General features: G+C 45.9%; 16 protein-coding genes. 7 read left to right on the plus strand and 9 right to left on the minus strand.

The genetic code is table 11. The features are described 5' to 3' along the window. Nucleotides 1-38 precede the first annotated feature (38 nt). Nucleotides 39-1052 carry a TIGR00341 family protein gene (locus ACFQS8_RS09155; protein ID WP_382167021.1) on the plus strand — a complete coding sequence of 338 codons (1014 nt, stop codon included), beginning with the start codon at nucleotides 39-41 and terminating at the stop codon, nucleotides 1050-1052. On the opposite strand, the gene ACFQS8_RS09160 is transcribed toward ACFQS8_RS09155, so the two are convergent. From ACFQS8_RS09160 to flgB, 4 genes are read right to left on the minus strand one after another with little or no spacing between them, the layout of a single operon-like run. Next, a complete protein-coding gene (locus tag ACFQS8_RS09160; RefSeq protein WP_382167022.1) occupies nucleotides 1049-1627 on the minus strand; it encodes a uracil-DNA glycosylase family protein in 579 nt (192 codons plus the stop codon). The genes ACFQS8_RS09155 and ACFQS8_RS09160 overlap by 4 nt on opposite strands. A gap of 8 nt (nucleotides 1628-1635) precedes the next feature. Then, complete coding sequence (gene fliE / locus ACFQS8_RS09165) at nucleotides 1636-1950, minus strand: flagellar hook-basal body complex protein FliE (protein ID WP_382167023.1); 315 nt, start codon at nucleotides 1948-1950, stop codon at nucleotides 1636-1638. A gap of 14 nt (nucleotides 1951-1964) precedes the next feature. Further along, a complete protein-coding gene (flgC, locus tag ACFQS8_RS09170; RefSeq protein WP_382167024.1) occupies nucleotides 1965-2381 on the minus strand; it encodes a flagellar basal body rod protein FlgC in 417 nt (138 codons plus the stop codon). Between the two features lie 17 nt (nucleotides 2382-2398). Then, the gene (gene flgB, locus ACFQS8_RS09175; protein ID WP_382167025.1) at nucleotides 2399-2836 is read right to left on the minus strand and encodes a flagellar basal body rod protein FlgB; all 438 of its coding nucleotides are present in this window, start codon (nucleotides 2834-2836) and stop codon (nucleotides 2399-2401) included. Between the two features lie 238 nt (nucleotides 2837-3074). Between flgB and ACFQS8_RS09180 the strand changes: the two genes are divergently transcribed. Both ACFQS8_RS09180 and fliP read left to right on the plus strand, forming a co-directional pair. After that, nucleotides 3075-3458, plus strand: coding sequence for a FliO/MopB family protein (locus ACFQS8_RS09180; RefSeq protein WP_382167026.1), 384 nt, complete (start codon nucleotides 3075-3077; stop codon nucleotides 3456-3458). Nucleotides 3459-3523: 65 nt separating this feature from the next. Continuing rightward, nucleotides 3524-4225, plus strand: a complete 702-nt coding sequence (fliP, locus tag ACFQS8_RS09185) for a flagellar type III secretion system pore protein FliP (protein WP_382168583.1) — start codon at nucleotides 3524-3526, stop codon at nucleotides 4223-4225. 54 nt (nucleotides 4226-4279) lie between these two features. On the opposite strand, the gene putP is transcribed toward fliP, so the two are convergent. Further along, nucleotides 4280-5764, minus strand: coding sequence for a sodium/proline symporter PutP (gene putP, locus ACFQS8_RS09190; RefSeq protein WP_382168585.1), 1485 nt, complete (start codon nucleotides 5762-5764; stop codon nucleotides 4280-4282). Nucleotides 5765-6055: 291 nt separating this feature from the next. Beyond that, nucleotides 6056-6571 carry a lactoylglutathione lyase family protein gene (locus ACFQS8_RS09195; protein ID WP_382167027.1) on the minus strand — a complete coding sequence of 172 codons (516 nt, stop codon included), beginning with the start codon at nucleotides 6569-6571 and terminating at the stop codon, nucleotides 6056-6058. 129 nt (nucleotides 6572-6700) lie between these two features. Between ACFQS8_RS09195 and ACFQS8_RS09200 the strand changes: the two genes are divergently transcribed. Then, entirely contained in the window at nucleotides 6701-7585 is an 885-nt protein-coding gene (locus ACFQS8_RS09200; protein ID WP_382168587.1) for a LysR family transcriptional regulator, read from the plus strand. A 65-nt stretch (nucleotides 7586-7650) separates the two neighbouring features. Here the strand turns inward: ACFQS8_RS09200 and ACFQS8_RS09205 are convergent, their stop codons facing one another. Then, entirely contained in the window at nucleotides 7651-9111 is a 1461-nt protein-coding gene (locus ACFQS8_RS09205; RefSeq protein ID WP_382167028.1) for a M20/M25/M40 family metallo-hydrolase, read from the minus strand. A 257-nt stretch (nucleotides 9112-9368) separates the two neighbouring features. Next, entirely contained in the window at nucleotides 9369-9725 is a 357-nt protein-coding gene (locus ACFQS8_RS09210) for a hypothetical protein (RefSeq protein WP_382167029.1), read from the minus strand. A gap of 427 nt (nucleotides 9726-10152) precedes the next feature. Between ACFQS8_RS09210 and ttcA the strand changes: the two genes are divergently transcribed. The 3 genes from ttcA (at nucleotide 10153) to ACFQS8_RS09225 (ending at nucleotide 12799) form a co-directional block, all read left to right on the plus strand. Beyond that, nucleotides 10153-11031 (plus strand): tRNA 2-thiocytidine(32) synthetase TtcA, encoded by an 879-nt coding sequence (gene ttcA, locus ACFQS8_RS09215; protein ID WP_382168589.1) that lies wholly within the window; start codon nucleotides 10153-10155, stop codon nucleotides 11029-11031. Between the two features lie 82 nt (nucleotides 11032-11113). Then, nucleotides 11114-11770, plus strand: a complete 657-nt coding sequence (locus ACFQS8_RS09220) for a hypothetical protein (RefSeq protein ID WP_382167030.1) — start codon at nucleotides 11114-11116, stop codon at nucleotides 11768-11770. A 558-nt stretch (nucleotides 11771-12328) separates the two neighbouring features. Further along, nucleotides 12329-12799, plus strand: a complete 471-nt coding sequence (locus tag ACFQS8_RS09225) for a hypothetical protein (protein ID WP_382167031.1) — start codon at nucleotides 12329-12331, stop codon at nucleotides 12797-12799. Between the two features lie 66 nt (nucleotides 12800-12865). Here ACFQS8_RS09225 and ACFQS8_RS09230 read toward each other — a convergent pair whose 3' ends face one another. Further along, complete coding sequence (locus ACFQS8_RS09230) at nucleotides 12866-14317, minus strand: catalase (RefSeq protein WP_382167032.1); 1452 nt, start codon at nucleotides 14315-14317, stop codon at nucleotides 12866-12868. Nucleotides 14318-14467 lie beyond the last annotated feature (150 nt).

A 14467-nucleotide genomic window follows, 5' to 3' on the forward strand; every position in this document is an offset into this window, starting at 1 on the left:
GGGCTGCTATTTCAAGCAATATCTGGGCATATTCTTTTATGAAAAACATCAAGCTCACCTATCCAGCCAGCTATCAAAAGCGTGTTGAAACGGCTGTAAAAAATGCCAATCCGATTGATTGGTCATGCGATACAGAACCCGACGAAAACCGCCAAACCGTCCATGTCTTGCTTGAAGATGGTGAAGGCCAATCTCTTATGGATGCTGTACAGAATATGTTTTCATCCAAGGACCAGTGGCGCCTAACCCTTTTTGACGTCGAAGCCACACTTCCGCGCAATGAAAAGCCACCTTCTGAAACTTCAGATGAAGACAAAAAGAAATCTCGCAAACAAGCCATGCGCGAAACATTGGTTGAAGAGGTTATGGGCGGCAGTAAACTGACAGTTGATTTCATCGTACTGACAGTTCTATCTGCGATCGTGGCTGCTATTGGGTTAAACGAAAACAATGTTGCCGTTGTCATCGGTGCAATGGTCATCGCCCCCTTATTGGGGCCAATTCTTGGCTTCAGCCTTGCCTCGGCACTTGGCTCGGGTCAGATGATGTTACAATCGGCCCGTACAGCCATAACCGGTTTAGCCATTGGTTTTGGAACAGTTTTCTTTCTAGCAATCCTCTTTCCTGTTAATCTCGACAGTCAAGAATTGATAGCACGCACGCATATCAGTCCAGAAGTAATTGCTCTGGCCTTAGCTTCCGGCGCAGCCGCAGCTTTATCTCTCACAGGTGGCCTCTCATCTTCACTTGTCGGCGTTATGGTGGCCGTTGCTTTGCTACCTCCCTCCGCTGCATCCGCAATGTATTTGGGCGCGGGTGATACCCGAAATGCGGCAATAGCTGCCATCCTCGTTTTGCTGAATGTGGTTTGCGTTCTCTTATCCACACAAATCGTTTTCGTTTGGAAAGGCGTCCAGCCTCGCCGCTGGCTACAAAAACAAAACGCAGCTAAATCCCGCCGGATAAATTTGGCTGTTTGGGCCGTTCTATTGGTGGGGTTATTTGCACTCGGCTTGTGGCTAAATGATCATGCAGACATTGTATCTATCTAGCTTAGCGCGCGCCGCACACGCTCTCGCAATATAGGCAAAACATCTATTTCAAACCACGGGTTTTGCTTTAACCACCGATTATTGCGCGGGCTTGGGTGCGGCATAGGAATGACGTCAGGTGCAAGTGCTTTCCAATCAGATACTGTCTGAGTAATGCTTTCATTCTTGCGATCTGGCAAATGCCAATCACGCGCATATTTGCCAATAACCAAAGTTAGCTCTACACTTGGCATACCGGCCAAAAATGATCTGCGCCAAGCAGGTGCACATTCAGCACGCGGCGGTAAATCTCCGCCTTTACCTGTGCCGGGAAAACAAAACCCCATCGGCAAAATTCCAATGCGTGGATCATTATAGAAAACTTCATCACTCACGCCCAACCATTCGCGCAAGCGCACACCCGACGCGTCTAAAAACGGCCTACCCGCTTCATGTGTTTTGCGCCCCGGCGCCTGCCCCACAATCAGAATTTTTGCTTGCTCATCGACCTTAAACAAAGGCTTAGGCCCAAGCGGCAAATCCTCGCACAGCACGCAAGCTCGGGCTTTTAGGCTTAATTGATCTATTTCAATCACAAGCCAACCTAAATCGGCATACGCATAACTTCTTGATACGCTTTGATCACCTGATCACGCACGGCCACCACTGTTTCCAAAGTCGCTTCGGCTGCGGCTACAGCTGTCACCACATCCACAAGGTCTGCATTTCCCATTGCTGCTGAAGTGATTGCATTTTCAGCTTGAGAGGCAGCTCCAGTCGTTTTGGAGATTGCAGCATCTAAAAACTGGCCAAATGGTTGACCAGATATACCGCTTAATTCGTCTGCACCGCCTTCAACTTTAACCGCCGATTGTGCGGCCTTCATATAGGCGTTTGCGGCTGCTGTACCGATTTCCATATTCAGCCCCTATTCTAACGTTTCAAAATATCAACGGCAGCCAGCAGCATAGAGCGGCTAGCTTCTACAACGTTCAAATTAGCTTCATACGCACGCTGCGCCTCACGCATATCCGTCATCTCGACGAGAGAGGAAACGTTGGATAATTTTACCATGCCGCTTTCATCCGCTGCCGGATGTGTCGGGTCAAATTTCAACGTGAACGGCGCGGTATCAGCACGGACACCAGAAACCCTCACGCGCTCAGCTCCTGTTTCGCGGTCCAAGTAATTTTTAAAGACCGGCACTTTGCGCTGATAAGGGTCAGCGCCCGGCTTATCCCCCGTAGAATTTGCATTGGCGAGGTTTTCAGCAGACACACGAATACGCACAGTTTGCGCGCGCAACCCCGAAGCGGCTGAAGACATTGCAGACATTAGATCGCTAGACATGACTTAATTCCTCTTCCTTATTGCGGTGTCTTCGCAGCCAATCGCATTAACGACAGGCTCTTATTGTAAAGACCAACAATTGTTTCAAACTCCATGCGGTTTTCCGCAATCTTCATCATCTGATCTTCAACCACAACAGAGTTGCCATCGAGGGTGGTTTCAGAATCTGGGGCATCTTTTATATGCATTCCAGCAACAAGCGGTGCGCGGCTGGCACCCGCGATATGACCAGGCTGGGTGGTCGCCATACCCACACCACCAGCAGAGCCTGAGCGTCCACCTACCTGCCCCTTAGCAAGCGCTGCGCTGAAGGCCTGCATATCCACATCAGACGGCGTATAACCGGGCGTAGACACGTTAGAGACGTTCGTTGACAATACCTTCTGACGCTCACCCAGCATGTCCATGCGGGCTTTCATCATTCCAAAAAGTGGTATATCTGCCGGGCCCGTCACGTGCGATCTCCATTCACTTGTTATGAGCCTAAAACTCTTACCGAGAACAAATCACTCGGCAAAAACAGCCCTCTACTCGGCAGGAAACACCCTTTAGGTTAAGGAGTTTTTAAAATTCTGTGCATACGTGTTAACGACTCATTTACTAAGACCACCGAAAAGTTAACAAAACCGTTTGAATTTAGTCTAAACACCACGCCAAAAGCAGAATGCAATTGGCAAATTGACGGGGCGGATCATGGAAGAACTTATAAAAGCGACTGCTGCGCTTATCTTTGTGTTGTCCCTCATTTTAGGCATGGGGTGGCTTGGCCGTCGCTATGCTAATTCTCGCGCAAATGTCACAAATTCCCGTTCTGATCTTCGGATTGTTGAGTGGCGAGGCATGGATTCGCGGCGCAAATTAGCTGTCGTACATTGGGATAATAAAGAGCATTTACTGTGTCTTAGCCAAACTGACCAATGCCTTATCGCCAGCCGTGATGCGCCTCCCCCTCAAGAAACGCCTCTTCCCCAGCAGACGTCTACTGTCCCACCAACAGAACCACCGCCCTCTTTACGGCAGCAAATTTTATCCGCCCTTCCAAAGCTCAACATCGGCAACAAGCAGGACAAATCATAATGCGCGTCCCACATCGCCTTGCTAAAACCTTCGCGCGTGTTTCCCTGCTATTGTTTGGAACATTGATGCTTGCCCCTGCTGGTATTGCGCAAGAATTTTCATTTGATTTAGGCACAGGACAAGGCCTCACACGCGGTGTGGTAGAGATGCTAGGTGTCATCACCATCCTCTCGCTTGCCCCATCCATACTCGTTATGACGACAAGTTTCGTGCGTATTGTTGTGGTGATGTCGCTCTTAAGAACAGCCATGGGATTACAGCAAAGCCCACCCAATGCGGTAATTATTTCACTGTCACTCTTTCTCACCGCTTTCGTCATGGCTCCAACATTTGAAGCTGCCTACAAAGATGGTATCGAACCCTTTATGGCTGAATCCATTGAGCTAGAAGACGCCCTCCCACGCGCAGCAGCTCCGGTAAAAGCGTTTATGGCCAAGCACGTACAAGAAGATGACCTCGCTCTCTTCATGGGCATGGCAAAGATAGATACACTTGAAAGCGCAGAAGCTGCCCCCTTTCAAGTCTTAGCACCCGCCTTCATGATCTCTGAACTCAAACGCGCCTTTGAGATTGGCTTTATGATCTTCCTGCCCTTCCTCGTCATCGACCTTGTTGTCGCGTCTATCCTCATGAGCATGGGTATGATGATGCTACCGCCTGTGACTATCTCTATGCCTTTCAAGCTGATTTTCTTTGTATTGGTAGATGGCTGGCGTCTACTCGCAGGCTCCCTCGTCGAAAGCTTTGTAGCTGGACCACCAGGGTAACTTTCCCAAGCTAAAAATGACACCGCGCATTGCAAGTTGCCTCCATTGGGGGGCTTATAGAAAATATTTTGGCAGCGTTTTCATCTCTTTTTCCATTGCCTCAAACTCTCCATCCATCTCATTCACCCGCTGCGAAACTAGGCTCACCCCTACCGCCACAATGGTTGAAATTACAAAGCCAGGAATAATTTCATATACTATTGAAGACAAAGCCTGCCCATCAATCTTAATCGGCGCAAACAACCAAAATAGTACGGTCAAAGCGCCTGCTATCATACCAGCCAATGCACCATTGCGGGTGAAATTTCGCCAATAAAGAGACAGTAAGATTATCGGGCCAAATGCTGCACCAAATCCTGCCCAAGCATTCCCGACAAGCGATAAAATACTGCTCGAGCGGTCAAAGGCCAAAGCTATAGCCACGCCACACACAAGCACGGTCGCGATACGTCCAACAAGCACAAGCTCTGACTGCGCCGCATGGCGTTTAAAGAATGTCTTATAAATATCTTCCGTTAGTGAACTTGAAGAGACCAGTAACTGTGAAGAAATCGTGCTCATAATTGCTGCTAATATAGCTGCTAAAAGAAATCCAGAAATCAACGGATGAAAGAGCGTTTGCGACAATAGAATAAAGATTGTTTCAGGATCAGAGAACGTCGCCTGCAGACCGCTTTTTTGAACATAGGCCAGCCCCACCATTCCCACAATCACAGCGCCCGTCACAGTTACAATCATCCAAGACATTCCAATATATCGCGAAATAGCAATATCTTTTAACGACCGGATAGCCATAAAACGTACAATGATATGTGGCTGACCAAAATATCCCAGTCCCCATGCCAATAGAGAAATAACGCCCATTAGAGACGTACCCTTCGTCCAGCTAAAATAGTCAACCATTCCGGTTGTACGCGCGCCAGCGTCCGCTATGTGCGATTCCATCCCCTCTAACCCGCCGACACCCCCAAACGCTACGATAGGCACGAGCACAAGCGCGATGAACATTATACAGCCTTGAACAAAGTCTGTGAGGCTCACAGCTAAAAAGCCGCCAATCACCGTATAAGCTAGGACAACACCCGCAGTTACAAACAACCCCAGCTGATAATCCATCCCAAAACTAGCTTCAAACAGCTTCCCTCCAGCAACGATACCAGCAGACGTGTAGAGCGTAAAAAACACAATAATCACAAGCGCAGAGATAAAGCGCAACGCATGACTGGCGTCCTCAAATCTGTTCTCAAAGAAATCGGGTAATGTAATAGAATCCTTAGCAAGCTCTGTATAAACGCGAAGCCGAGGAGCAACGAACCTGTAGTTCAAATAAGCCCCAATAGTGAGGCCTACCGCAATCCATGCTTCACTCACACCCGATAAATAAACAGCGCCGGGTAACCCCATCAACATCCAGCCACTCATATCAGAAGCACCAGCAGATAAGGCTCCAACAGCAGGATGAAGCCGGCGTCCCCCTAGCATATATTCAGATATGTTGCTGGTCGATTTTTGGTACGCATAATACCCGATCGCCATCATCAAGACGAAATAGGCACCTAAAGAAATCATTTCGTATACACTGATCGTCACACCAAAATCCCATGGTCAAAACCTAAAGAAAACTCTGAACACAGAATTCTAAACTTCACTGAAAAGCAGAACTGGTTCATCCAAGCAGCAAATCTAACGATCATGTTCCGCATTTATTGAGCAATTAATCAAGTGAGCTGTTCAATTCTTGGTTTTGCCCGTCAATGACATCTCCAAGCACAAGAAAGGCGGCGCTCGGTTTTACACTGAGCGCCGCTTTCTCAACTTCTTTCTCACCTTTTAAGCGTACGCGCCGGCCGCATAGTGTAGTTCGTAACTGTGGCTATAAATTTCCAAAATATTGCCAAACGGGTCTTCCATATAAATCATACGGTATGGCTTTTCACCGGGATAATAATAGCGCGGCGCTTTCATGCGTCTTTTACCCCCTGCTGCGACGATTTTCTCCGCAAGTCCTTCAACATCAGGGTCTTGAACGCAGAAATGAAATATTCCCGTTTTCCAGTATTCAAAATTGTCTTCTGGGTTTTCTTGGTTCTTAAATTCAAACAATTCGACACCAATTCTGTCCCCTGTTGACAAGTGTGCGATACGGAACCTTTCCCAGCCTTTTCCAAACACATCAGTACACATTTCGCCAATCGCGGAATCATCTTCAACGATTTGTGTTGGTTGCATAATAAGATACCAGCCCAGCACTTCTGTATAAAATTTCACGGCTGCCTCCAAGTTCGGCACCGAAATTCCAATATGTGAAAATGATCGAGGGTATGTTGTGTTATTTTGAGGAAACATAGCATCTGCCTTTGTGAAGTTTATGAGCTGGCTCTCCAACTCTCACCTTCAAACTAGAGCATCAATTGCATTTTAAAAAATTATCTATTATTCTTATTTTGATAATTTAAATTTATGACAAATAAAAAAATGCTCAATCCAATTTGGCTCAACACCTTCAAGACACTCATGGAAGTCGGTCACTTCACTTTAACGGCTGAAAAATTGAACATGACTCAACCAGGTGTCAGTCAGCATATCAAAAAGCTTGAAGAAACTTGTGGCCACACCTTACTCAAGCGCGACAACAAACGTTTGGAATTAACAGAGCAAGGGCGGCAAATCCTTGAATACGCAAGTCAACTCCAAACCAATGAAACGAAGCTTTTAGAAGCACTAAATTTTGACAATCCCGATGAAGGTATATGCAAGCTGGCTTGCTCTGGTTCATTTGCATTAAAATTATATCCCGCCCTCCTCGAAATTCAAAAAGTACACCCAAAACTCATTTTTGAGCTGGAAGTTGCGCCAAACCGCAAAATTTTGTCGGATGTTTTGGACGGTAAAACTGATTTAGGAGTTGTGACTCAACACCCAACTCAAAACCAACTTGATATCACCCCCGTTGGCACCGAAGAATTATGCCTCATTCTTCCCCAAAGTGCTAAATTCGAGGATGGCATTGCTGCCAGCATACAATCCCTTGGCCTTATTCAACATCCTGCTGCTGCGCATTATATCAACCTTTATTTTGATCTATGCGGCGATCCAAATTTGAAAAAATTAAAGACTGAGAGCATGCCCAAGTCAGGCTACGTAAATCAACTTAGCCAAATTCTTTTGCCTATATCAAAAGGCATAGGTTTTACCGTTTTACCACGCAGTGCACTCGATAGCTTTCCTCACAAAAACTTGGTGCATGTAATTAAGTCTACCAAAGCGGTAGAAGAAACTCTCTATGCTGTAAAACTACGCAACAGGCAGCTGCCAGCACGTTATAATCGTTTAAACCAGCTATTCAAAGCCATTTGCTAACAACGAAAAAGCGGCGTTCAGTTTTACACCAAGCGCCGCTTTCATTTTCTACTCACATTTAAACTCTATTCGCTGTCACCACTCCCAGCGCGAAAATCCACATCCAATTCAGCTGCTAGATACGTAAATATCGTCCATGCTGCTACATTTTGCTGTAGTTCCTTGGGGTCAATTTTATCCAACGTATCATTTGGTGTGTGGTGGTATTCAAAATAATCCGCTCCGTTCTGATCTAGGCTTGCCACCGGCATTCCTGCCATCATCATCGGAATCATATCAGGCCCGCCGCCGCTTTTATTATTACCGCGAATGATACCTAAAAATGCCATTTCTCGTGCAATCGCATCCATAGCAGGTACGGCATCCGGCCCCACATTTGAACCAAAACGCCAAATCGGGCGTGCACCAAAGTCTGACTCCGATCCCATGACATGATTTTCAACTGTCTCATCTTCGATACGCTCCGCTAGATAAGCACGCGCCCCAAGAAGACCGACCTCTTCAGCTCCAAACAACACAACACGAATTGTCCGACGCGGAGCTTTGGGTAGATCAGCAATCAATTTTGCCGCTGCCATGGAGATACCAACCCCTGCACCATCATCCAATGCACCCGTGCCCGTATCCCAGCTATCAAGATGACCACCTATCACCACGATTTCATCAGGCAGCTCGCGCCCCTTTATCTCGGCAATTACATTCCCCGACATCGACTTACCCTGCCAGCCAGCATAAGTCTTCAAGCGGATACTCATAGTCTCACTAGAACGTGCGATGCGTTCAATCTGGTCCGCGTCGGGATTTGATACTGAAAGCGCTGGAATTTTGGGACGACGGTCATCAGGAAAATTCATCATTCCTGTGTGCGCAAAACGATTATTAGATGTCCCGACAGAGCGAATGAACAGTGCCACAGCACCGCGATCCTCGGCTATTACCCATGCATCACGACGTTTTCGATTAGCCCAACCATAGCTTTCCCCTGTTTGCGAAGATGTCATTCGATCACCCACGAAAACAATTTTCCCTTTCAGGTCAGCACCTTCATCAGCTTTTAAGGCGTCATAACTTTCATAATACGCGACTTTTGCTTCTAGCCCGTCCTCAGGTGTTGCGCCGCCGCCGCCCAATGAAATTGCATATAGTGGTTGAGGGTATGGTGCTGTGAGTGCAACTTCTTCATACACTGAACGTCCGCGTGTCCACAGATCCAGCTCGAATTCTTCCGTCCACGCATTTTGGAAGTTCAGGTCTTTAAACTTGACCATAGCCCATTCTCGTGCACGCGCTTCTTGAGGTGTCCCCGCGAGACGCGGCCCAACAGATGTCGTCAAATCTTCGATAATTTCAAACGCCAAATCGCTTTCCAGCGCACTTTGGGCTAATGCCTGTGCAGTTGATGAAACCTCTTCTGGAATTTGAAATGACTGTTTTTCTTGTGGTTCTGTCTGAGCAGAAGCGCAAGCAACGCAAACTAAACTGGTAAGCCCGGCAATAGCTAGTTTGCCCATAAATGTGCGTAGCATTATATTTCCCCGTTTAAACGCTCGGCTCATTTGTAGAGTCGATACGAACTTGCGCACATCTTTAACAATATTTTAGCAATTAAAAACCCTTAGCGGAGAAAATTAACCCCAAAGACAATGAAGCGGCGCACGTTTATAGTCGTACACCGCTTCATTGCTGCTTCACACCACGTCATGTCTGGGTTGGGGGTAGACATAACAGGTGTAATTATATGACGCTCGATAAGTATCGAGCTGAATCTGAAATTGTATTGAACTTAGTTGTCCATAGTCCATTCAATGTGAAGTGGGTGTACTTGCGCCACAGCAACTGTATCATCTTGTGCAACAAGTTTGCTTGCCTCAGCAGCAAAGTCGTCAGACGAACATGCTTCAACGCTTACTGCGCCAATGTTGCCGTTATTATCTACTTTCACAGATAAATCACATGAACCAGCACGACTCTTTACACCCGATAGGTATGGGTAAGTGAGTTGGTGCAAGCCCGAAGGAGCGACAGCGCCTTCTACTTTAATTTCAAACGCCCGAGCTGGTGTGTCTCCAGCAATTTGCGCATTAGCGACAGGCATAACGCTTGCAGCTAACACGCACAGAATGATTGATGCGTGTTTCATGACACTTTTATGACATACGGCGTTATGTTTGTCACTATACAGATTATGGTAAATTACCACCCTAATAGCTAACTAACTGAATTTAATAAAAAGAAAAGTCTATACATTGACGATACATAGGTGATTTTTGTTTGAATTTTAACAATTTTGCGTGTCACATATGCATAGGAGCGTCACATAAATGCAGAATTTTACCGCCTAAAGACCGAATATTTCTCCTATTTGGCGCATAGGGTAGGATTTTTTTAGTAAGAAATTTCGACTCAACATCCATTTTACACTTGCTCTATCCTGACAAACCGATATCGCTGAGCAAATGAGCGAGCACACACTAAACATATCACATTCGCGTTCTGCGACGAAGCCTGAATCAAACTCTGACGGCGCCCAAATGGACGAAGTTCAAGATAAAGAACTGACGGTCTCTATTGATGCCCAAGACGCGCAATTGTTTGAGCCGTATCATCCCATATTTGCCAATACGCCCAAATCGGTCACTTTCAAGAAAACCCGCAAATCCATTGTACGTTTAACAAAAGAAGTCATTGATGATTTTGCGCTCATCCCAGATGATGCCCGCACTCGTGAAAAGCCCTATAAATGGATGGTATGCCTCTCTGGCGGGAAAGATAGCTACACCCTCATGGCAGCCCTATTAGACCTTAAATGGCAAGGCGCGCTTCCTGTTGACTTATTGTTTGTAAACTTAGACCAAGGACAACCTGGTTTCCCAAAACATATCTTGCCTGATTACCTTTCAAGTATCGGCGTGGATTACCGCATCATCACCGAAGACACCTATTCTATCGTCAAAGAGAAGACGCCAGCTAAAGCCACTTACTGCGCACTATGTTCCCGTCTTCGCCGCGGCATTCTATACAATGCAGCTCGAGAAGAAGGGTGTGACGCGATAGTGTTAGGTCACCACCGCGACGATGCCCTTGAAACTTTCATGATGAATATGTTCCACGGCGGACGCCTGGCTGCTATGCCACCCACTTTGCTAAATGATGAAGGCGACATAAAGGTGCATCGTCCACTGCTCTATTGTGCTGAGAGCGATATTGAACGCTTTTCTAAAGCGATGCAGTTCCCGATTATCCCGTGTAATTTATGTGGCACACAAGAAGGCTTGCAGCGCAACGCCATGAAGCAAATGCTAAATGAGTGGGAACAAAAATCACCCGGCCGCCGCCAAACCATGTTCCGCTCCCTTATGAATGTACGCCCCAGCCATCTGGCCGACAAATCCATTTTCGACTTTATGGACCTAAAGCCAACTCCCCCCAATGAGGACGGGCTTTAATTTCTCGTTGTTGATGAATCCACTTGGCAAAGACTGACCAACCTTTAATTGTAGTCTCCTACAGTTATGGGGACGCTAAATTTTGCAAAGCAACAACGAAAAACACAAAGATGAAGTCGCCCAAAAATCTATGTGGAGCTTTGGTAGCGGCCTCTTATTGGGCCTTTTTCTAGCTCTCACAGTTGTTGGTTTTTGGATTTTTGGTGTCGAAACTCCAAATTCAGAGAGCGCGATAACTCAACAGATTGAAGCATGTGAAGCTGGCAATTTTACCCAATGTCGATCTGCACCTTTTGTCATCACCAATGGTGACATCACCCCGATCGAAGACCATGATAAATTTCGAGACGAATATCGAGCAGAAAAAGACCTAAAAGCACAACGGACAATGGCATTCTGGTCTATGTTCATGGGGCTTGTTGCTTTAGTAGGTACCGTCCTCGTTGGACTTACTCTTCGCTCAAGTTTGGAAATGCTGCGAGAAGCTAAAAACGCAACAAATTTAACTTCAAAAGCCATTAAGATTGCGGAGGACACTAACGATATAACAAGAAACATCGGCGAATCCCAAGCTAGAGCATGGCTCTCCAATACCGGTTTGAAATTCAATATTGATCGAAACAGTGGTTCTATAAGATTGAAAATGACGATAGAAAACACTGGAAACAGTCCCGCAAAAAAGTTTCAGTCTTTTGCAAGTGTAAAAAGTATCCCAGTCTACAAAGGCCAGCCTATATGAGACATTGAAGTCACAATTCCCCAAACAGAACACTCAATTGATATCCCTGCGGGGGGCTATATCTGGACAAAAGAATACCCCCTAGACTTAAAGGAGATTGAAGCCCTTCAAGCAGAAAACAAAAATATAGTATATGTTGGTGGCTTTCGATATCTAACTGTTTTTCAACACGAGCGAAATGACCCCATTGGAGAATGGGAATATTTTGCAAATCGGATAGAATTGCGCAAAAGTCCAAACAAGGACGTTTCAGAAGACGATCCTATTCGAAGTACAACTCTTCCTATCAAAGATCACATTGTGTTTAATGAACCTAAAACTGATAAAAACAAATAGAGACCTTATTTAAAGCCAAACGAGTTTTCACACCTTATTTAATAGGCTTCCCTTAAATACAGACACATAAGAAATGGCATTCAGAATTACAAATTTGCGATAATCGCGAAGGTAGCCTCCAAACATCTCATGAAGCAGTTCCTTTAACACATCGCCTTCCTTTTTCCTCATTTTCAGCGCTTACTCTAAAATGGGATTAATTTTAATCGTGAGGGACAGCATATGAAACTTTCAAACTGGATATCTATAAGCGCAGTCGCACTGACATCCGTTTTCTTCTCCACAGCACATGCAGATGAAGTTTGGAAAACAGAAATTGGCAACGTGATTTATGCTGACGAAATAAACGAATATGCGGTCTTACATTTCCCAACAATGCGCGAAAATGTCATGGGAATTGCCTATATTAAAGACTTAGCGGGCAATTACGATAATCGTGATCATACTTTTGAAGGCTATTGGGTCGAACCGATAGCAGGCGCAAGCACAGCATGTGAAGTCGGGATTGTTGATGCACAAGGCGATACCTACAGAAGCTGGGGCCGTTTAAAGCTGATTTTCACAGAAACTGCATTTCCTTCAGGCTGGGTAGCCCTTCGCGGCGAATGTTTTGATGAGCCAACTGATGCGCTCGTCGGCAAGCCGATTATCGGCGCAATTGAGATTCAAGAAACAAAATTTGAGGCTGAATAACTGCCACAAAAAAGGACTGGCGATACCGCCAGTCCTTTTTATTTTACGTAATTTGAAGACAAGCCCCTACTTCGCAGCGATTGCTTCGCGCACGCCAGCTTCATAGGCAGCATCAACACGCCCAAAGTGCACCATTTGACGCTCGATAATTTCAGCGGGAACACCTTCCATTGCGTCAGCAATATTATTGAAGAGACGCTGTTTTTGACCATCGTCAAATAAGTCAAACAAATCCTTCACTTGGCGATAATCATCATTACCGTCACGGTGATTATACCGGTCTGCATCTCCACTCAATTTTAGCGGCGGTTCCGCAAAGCTTGGCGCTTCTTTAGCTGCACCAGACACCGAATTTGGCTCGTAATAGGCATCTGCATTGCCAGTTTTCGGGCCGTGATAATTCATTGCGCCATCTTTGTGATAATGATGAACTGGGCATTTAGGTTGATTTATTGGCAAGCTCTCATAGTGCGTTCCCAAGCGATAACGGTGAGCATCTGCGTACGAAAACAAACGAGCCTGCAACACTTTGTCAGGTGAGAAACCAACACCGGGAATAATGTTGGATGGGCTAAAGGCAGCGTTCTCTATCTCTGCAAAATAGTTATCCGCATTTCTGTTTAACTCCATCACACCCACGTCAATGAGTGGATAATCACCGTGCGGCCACACTTTCGTTAGGTCGAATGGATTATACCATGTCTTACCAACATCAGATTCCGGCATGACTTGAACCTTCACCTCCCACTGTGGGAAGTTGCCATTTTCAATGCCGCCAAAGAGTGCTTCCTGATAGCCTTCACGCGTTTGTCCAATTTTCTCTGCAGCTTGTTCATTTGTATAGAAGGTGTGGCCTTGGCGTGTTTTGAAGTGAAATTTCACCCAAAAACGTTCATTGTCTGCATTAATGAAGCTGAATGTGTGAGACCCATAGCCATTCATATTCATTGGCGTTGTTGGGCATCCACGATCAGACATCAAAATAGTCACTTGGTGTAAGGATTCAGGAGATAAACTCCAATAATCCCACATCGCCGTATTGCTTCTCAAATTGGTTCTTGGGTGACGCTTTTGGGTGTGAATAAAGTCAGGGAATTTTTGCGGATCGCGAATAAAAAATACTGGCGTATTATTGCCAACTAAGTCCCAATTGCCTTCTTCAGTGTAAAATTTAACAGAGAAACCACGCACATCACGCTCATTGTCAGCAGCACCTGCCTCACCGGCCACAGTGGAAAACCGCGATAAAATTGGTGTTTGCTTTCCCACTTCACTAAATATTTTAGCTTTCGTATATTTGCTGATATCATGCGTTACTGTGAAAGTGCCGTGTGCTCCCCAGCCTTTCGCGTGCACGACGCGCTCCGGAATACGTTCTCGGTTTTGGTGCGCCAGTTTTTCAATCAATTGATAGTCCTGCAACAATACTGGGCCACGCTCTCCTGCAGTCAATGAGTTCTGATTGTCAGAGATGGGGTTTCCGGCTGTTGTTGTTTGATAAGGGCATTTGTCTGTCATTTTATTCTCCAAAGGAATGCACGGATATGCTCGAATAAATGACCATTCTTTCTCTCGTATCAATTGCATCTGAATTTATAACGTACATCACTTTTAAGGAACTTTGGTGCTCGGCATGAGTTAATTTTGGACGAAGCAATGGAGAGAATC

It is taken from the genome of Hirschia litorea (genome assembly GCF_042665075.1).
Lineage (GTDB): Bacteria > Pseudomonadota > Alphaproteobacteria > Caulobacterales > Hyphomonadaceae > Hirschia > Hirschia litorea.

What these genes read in the sequence shown, in the direction of transcription:
- ACFQS8_RS09230 (WP_382167032.1), bottom strand. Translation starts at nt 14,317, where the DNA reads ATGACAGACAAATGCCCTTATCAAACAACAACAGCCGGAAACCCCATC.
- fliP (WP_382168583.1), top strand. Translation starts at nt 3,524, where the DNA reads ATGCTTGCCCCTGCTGGTATTGCGCAAGAATTTTCATTTGATTTAGGC.
- ACFQS8_RS09195 (WP_382167027.1), bottom strand. Translation starts at nt 6,571, where the DNA reads ATGTTTCCTCAAAATAACACAACATACCCTCGATCATTTTCACATATT.
- ACFQS8_RS09225 (WP_382167031.1), top strand. Translation starts at nt 12,329, where the DNA reads ATGAAACTTTCAAACTGGATATCTATAAGCGCAGTCGCACTGACATCC.
- ACFQS8_RS09155 (WP_382167021.1), top strand. Translation starts at nt 39, where the DNA reads ATGAAAAACATCAAGCTCACCTATCCAGCCAGCTATCAAAAGCGTGTT.
- putP (WP_382168585.1), bottom strand. Translation starts at nt 5,764, where the DNA reads ATGATGGCGATCGGGTATTATGCGTACCAAAAATCGACCAGCAACATA.
- ACFQS8_RS09180 (WP_382167026.1), top strand. Translation starts at nt 3,075, where the DNA reads ATGGAAGAACTTATAAAAGCGACTGCTGCGCTTATCTTTGTGTTGTCC.
- flgC (WP_382167024.1), bottom strand. Translation starts at nt 2,381, where the DNA reads ATGTCTAGCGATCTAATGTCTGCAATGTCTTCAGCCGCTTCGGGGTTG.
- ACFQS8_RS09205 (WP_382167028.1), bottom strand. Translation starts at nt 9,111, where the DNA reads ATGCTACGCACATTTATGGGCAAACTAGCTATTGCCGGGCTTACCAGT.
- ACFQS8_RS09200 (WP_382168587.1), top strand. Translation starts at nt 6,701, where the DNA reads ATGCTCAATCCAATTTGGCTCAACACCTTCAAGACACTCATGGAAGTC.
- fliE (WP_382167023.1), bottom strand. Translation starts at nt 1,950, where the DNA reads ATGGAAATCGGTACAGCAGCCGCAAACGCCTATATGAAGGCCGCACAA.
- ACFQS8_RS09210 (WP_382167029.1), bottom strand. Translation starts at nt 9,725, where the DNA reads ATGAAACACGCATCAATCATTCTGTGCGTGTTAGCTGCAAGCGTTATG.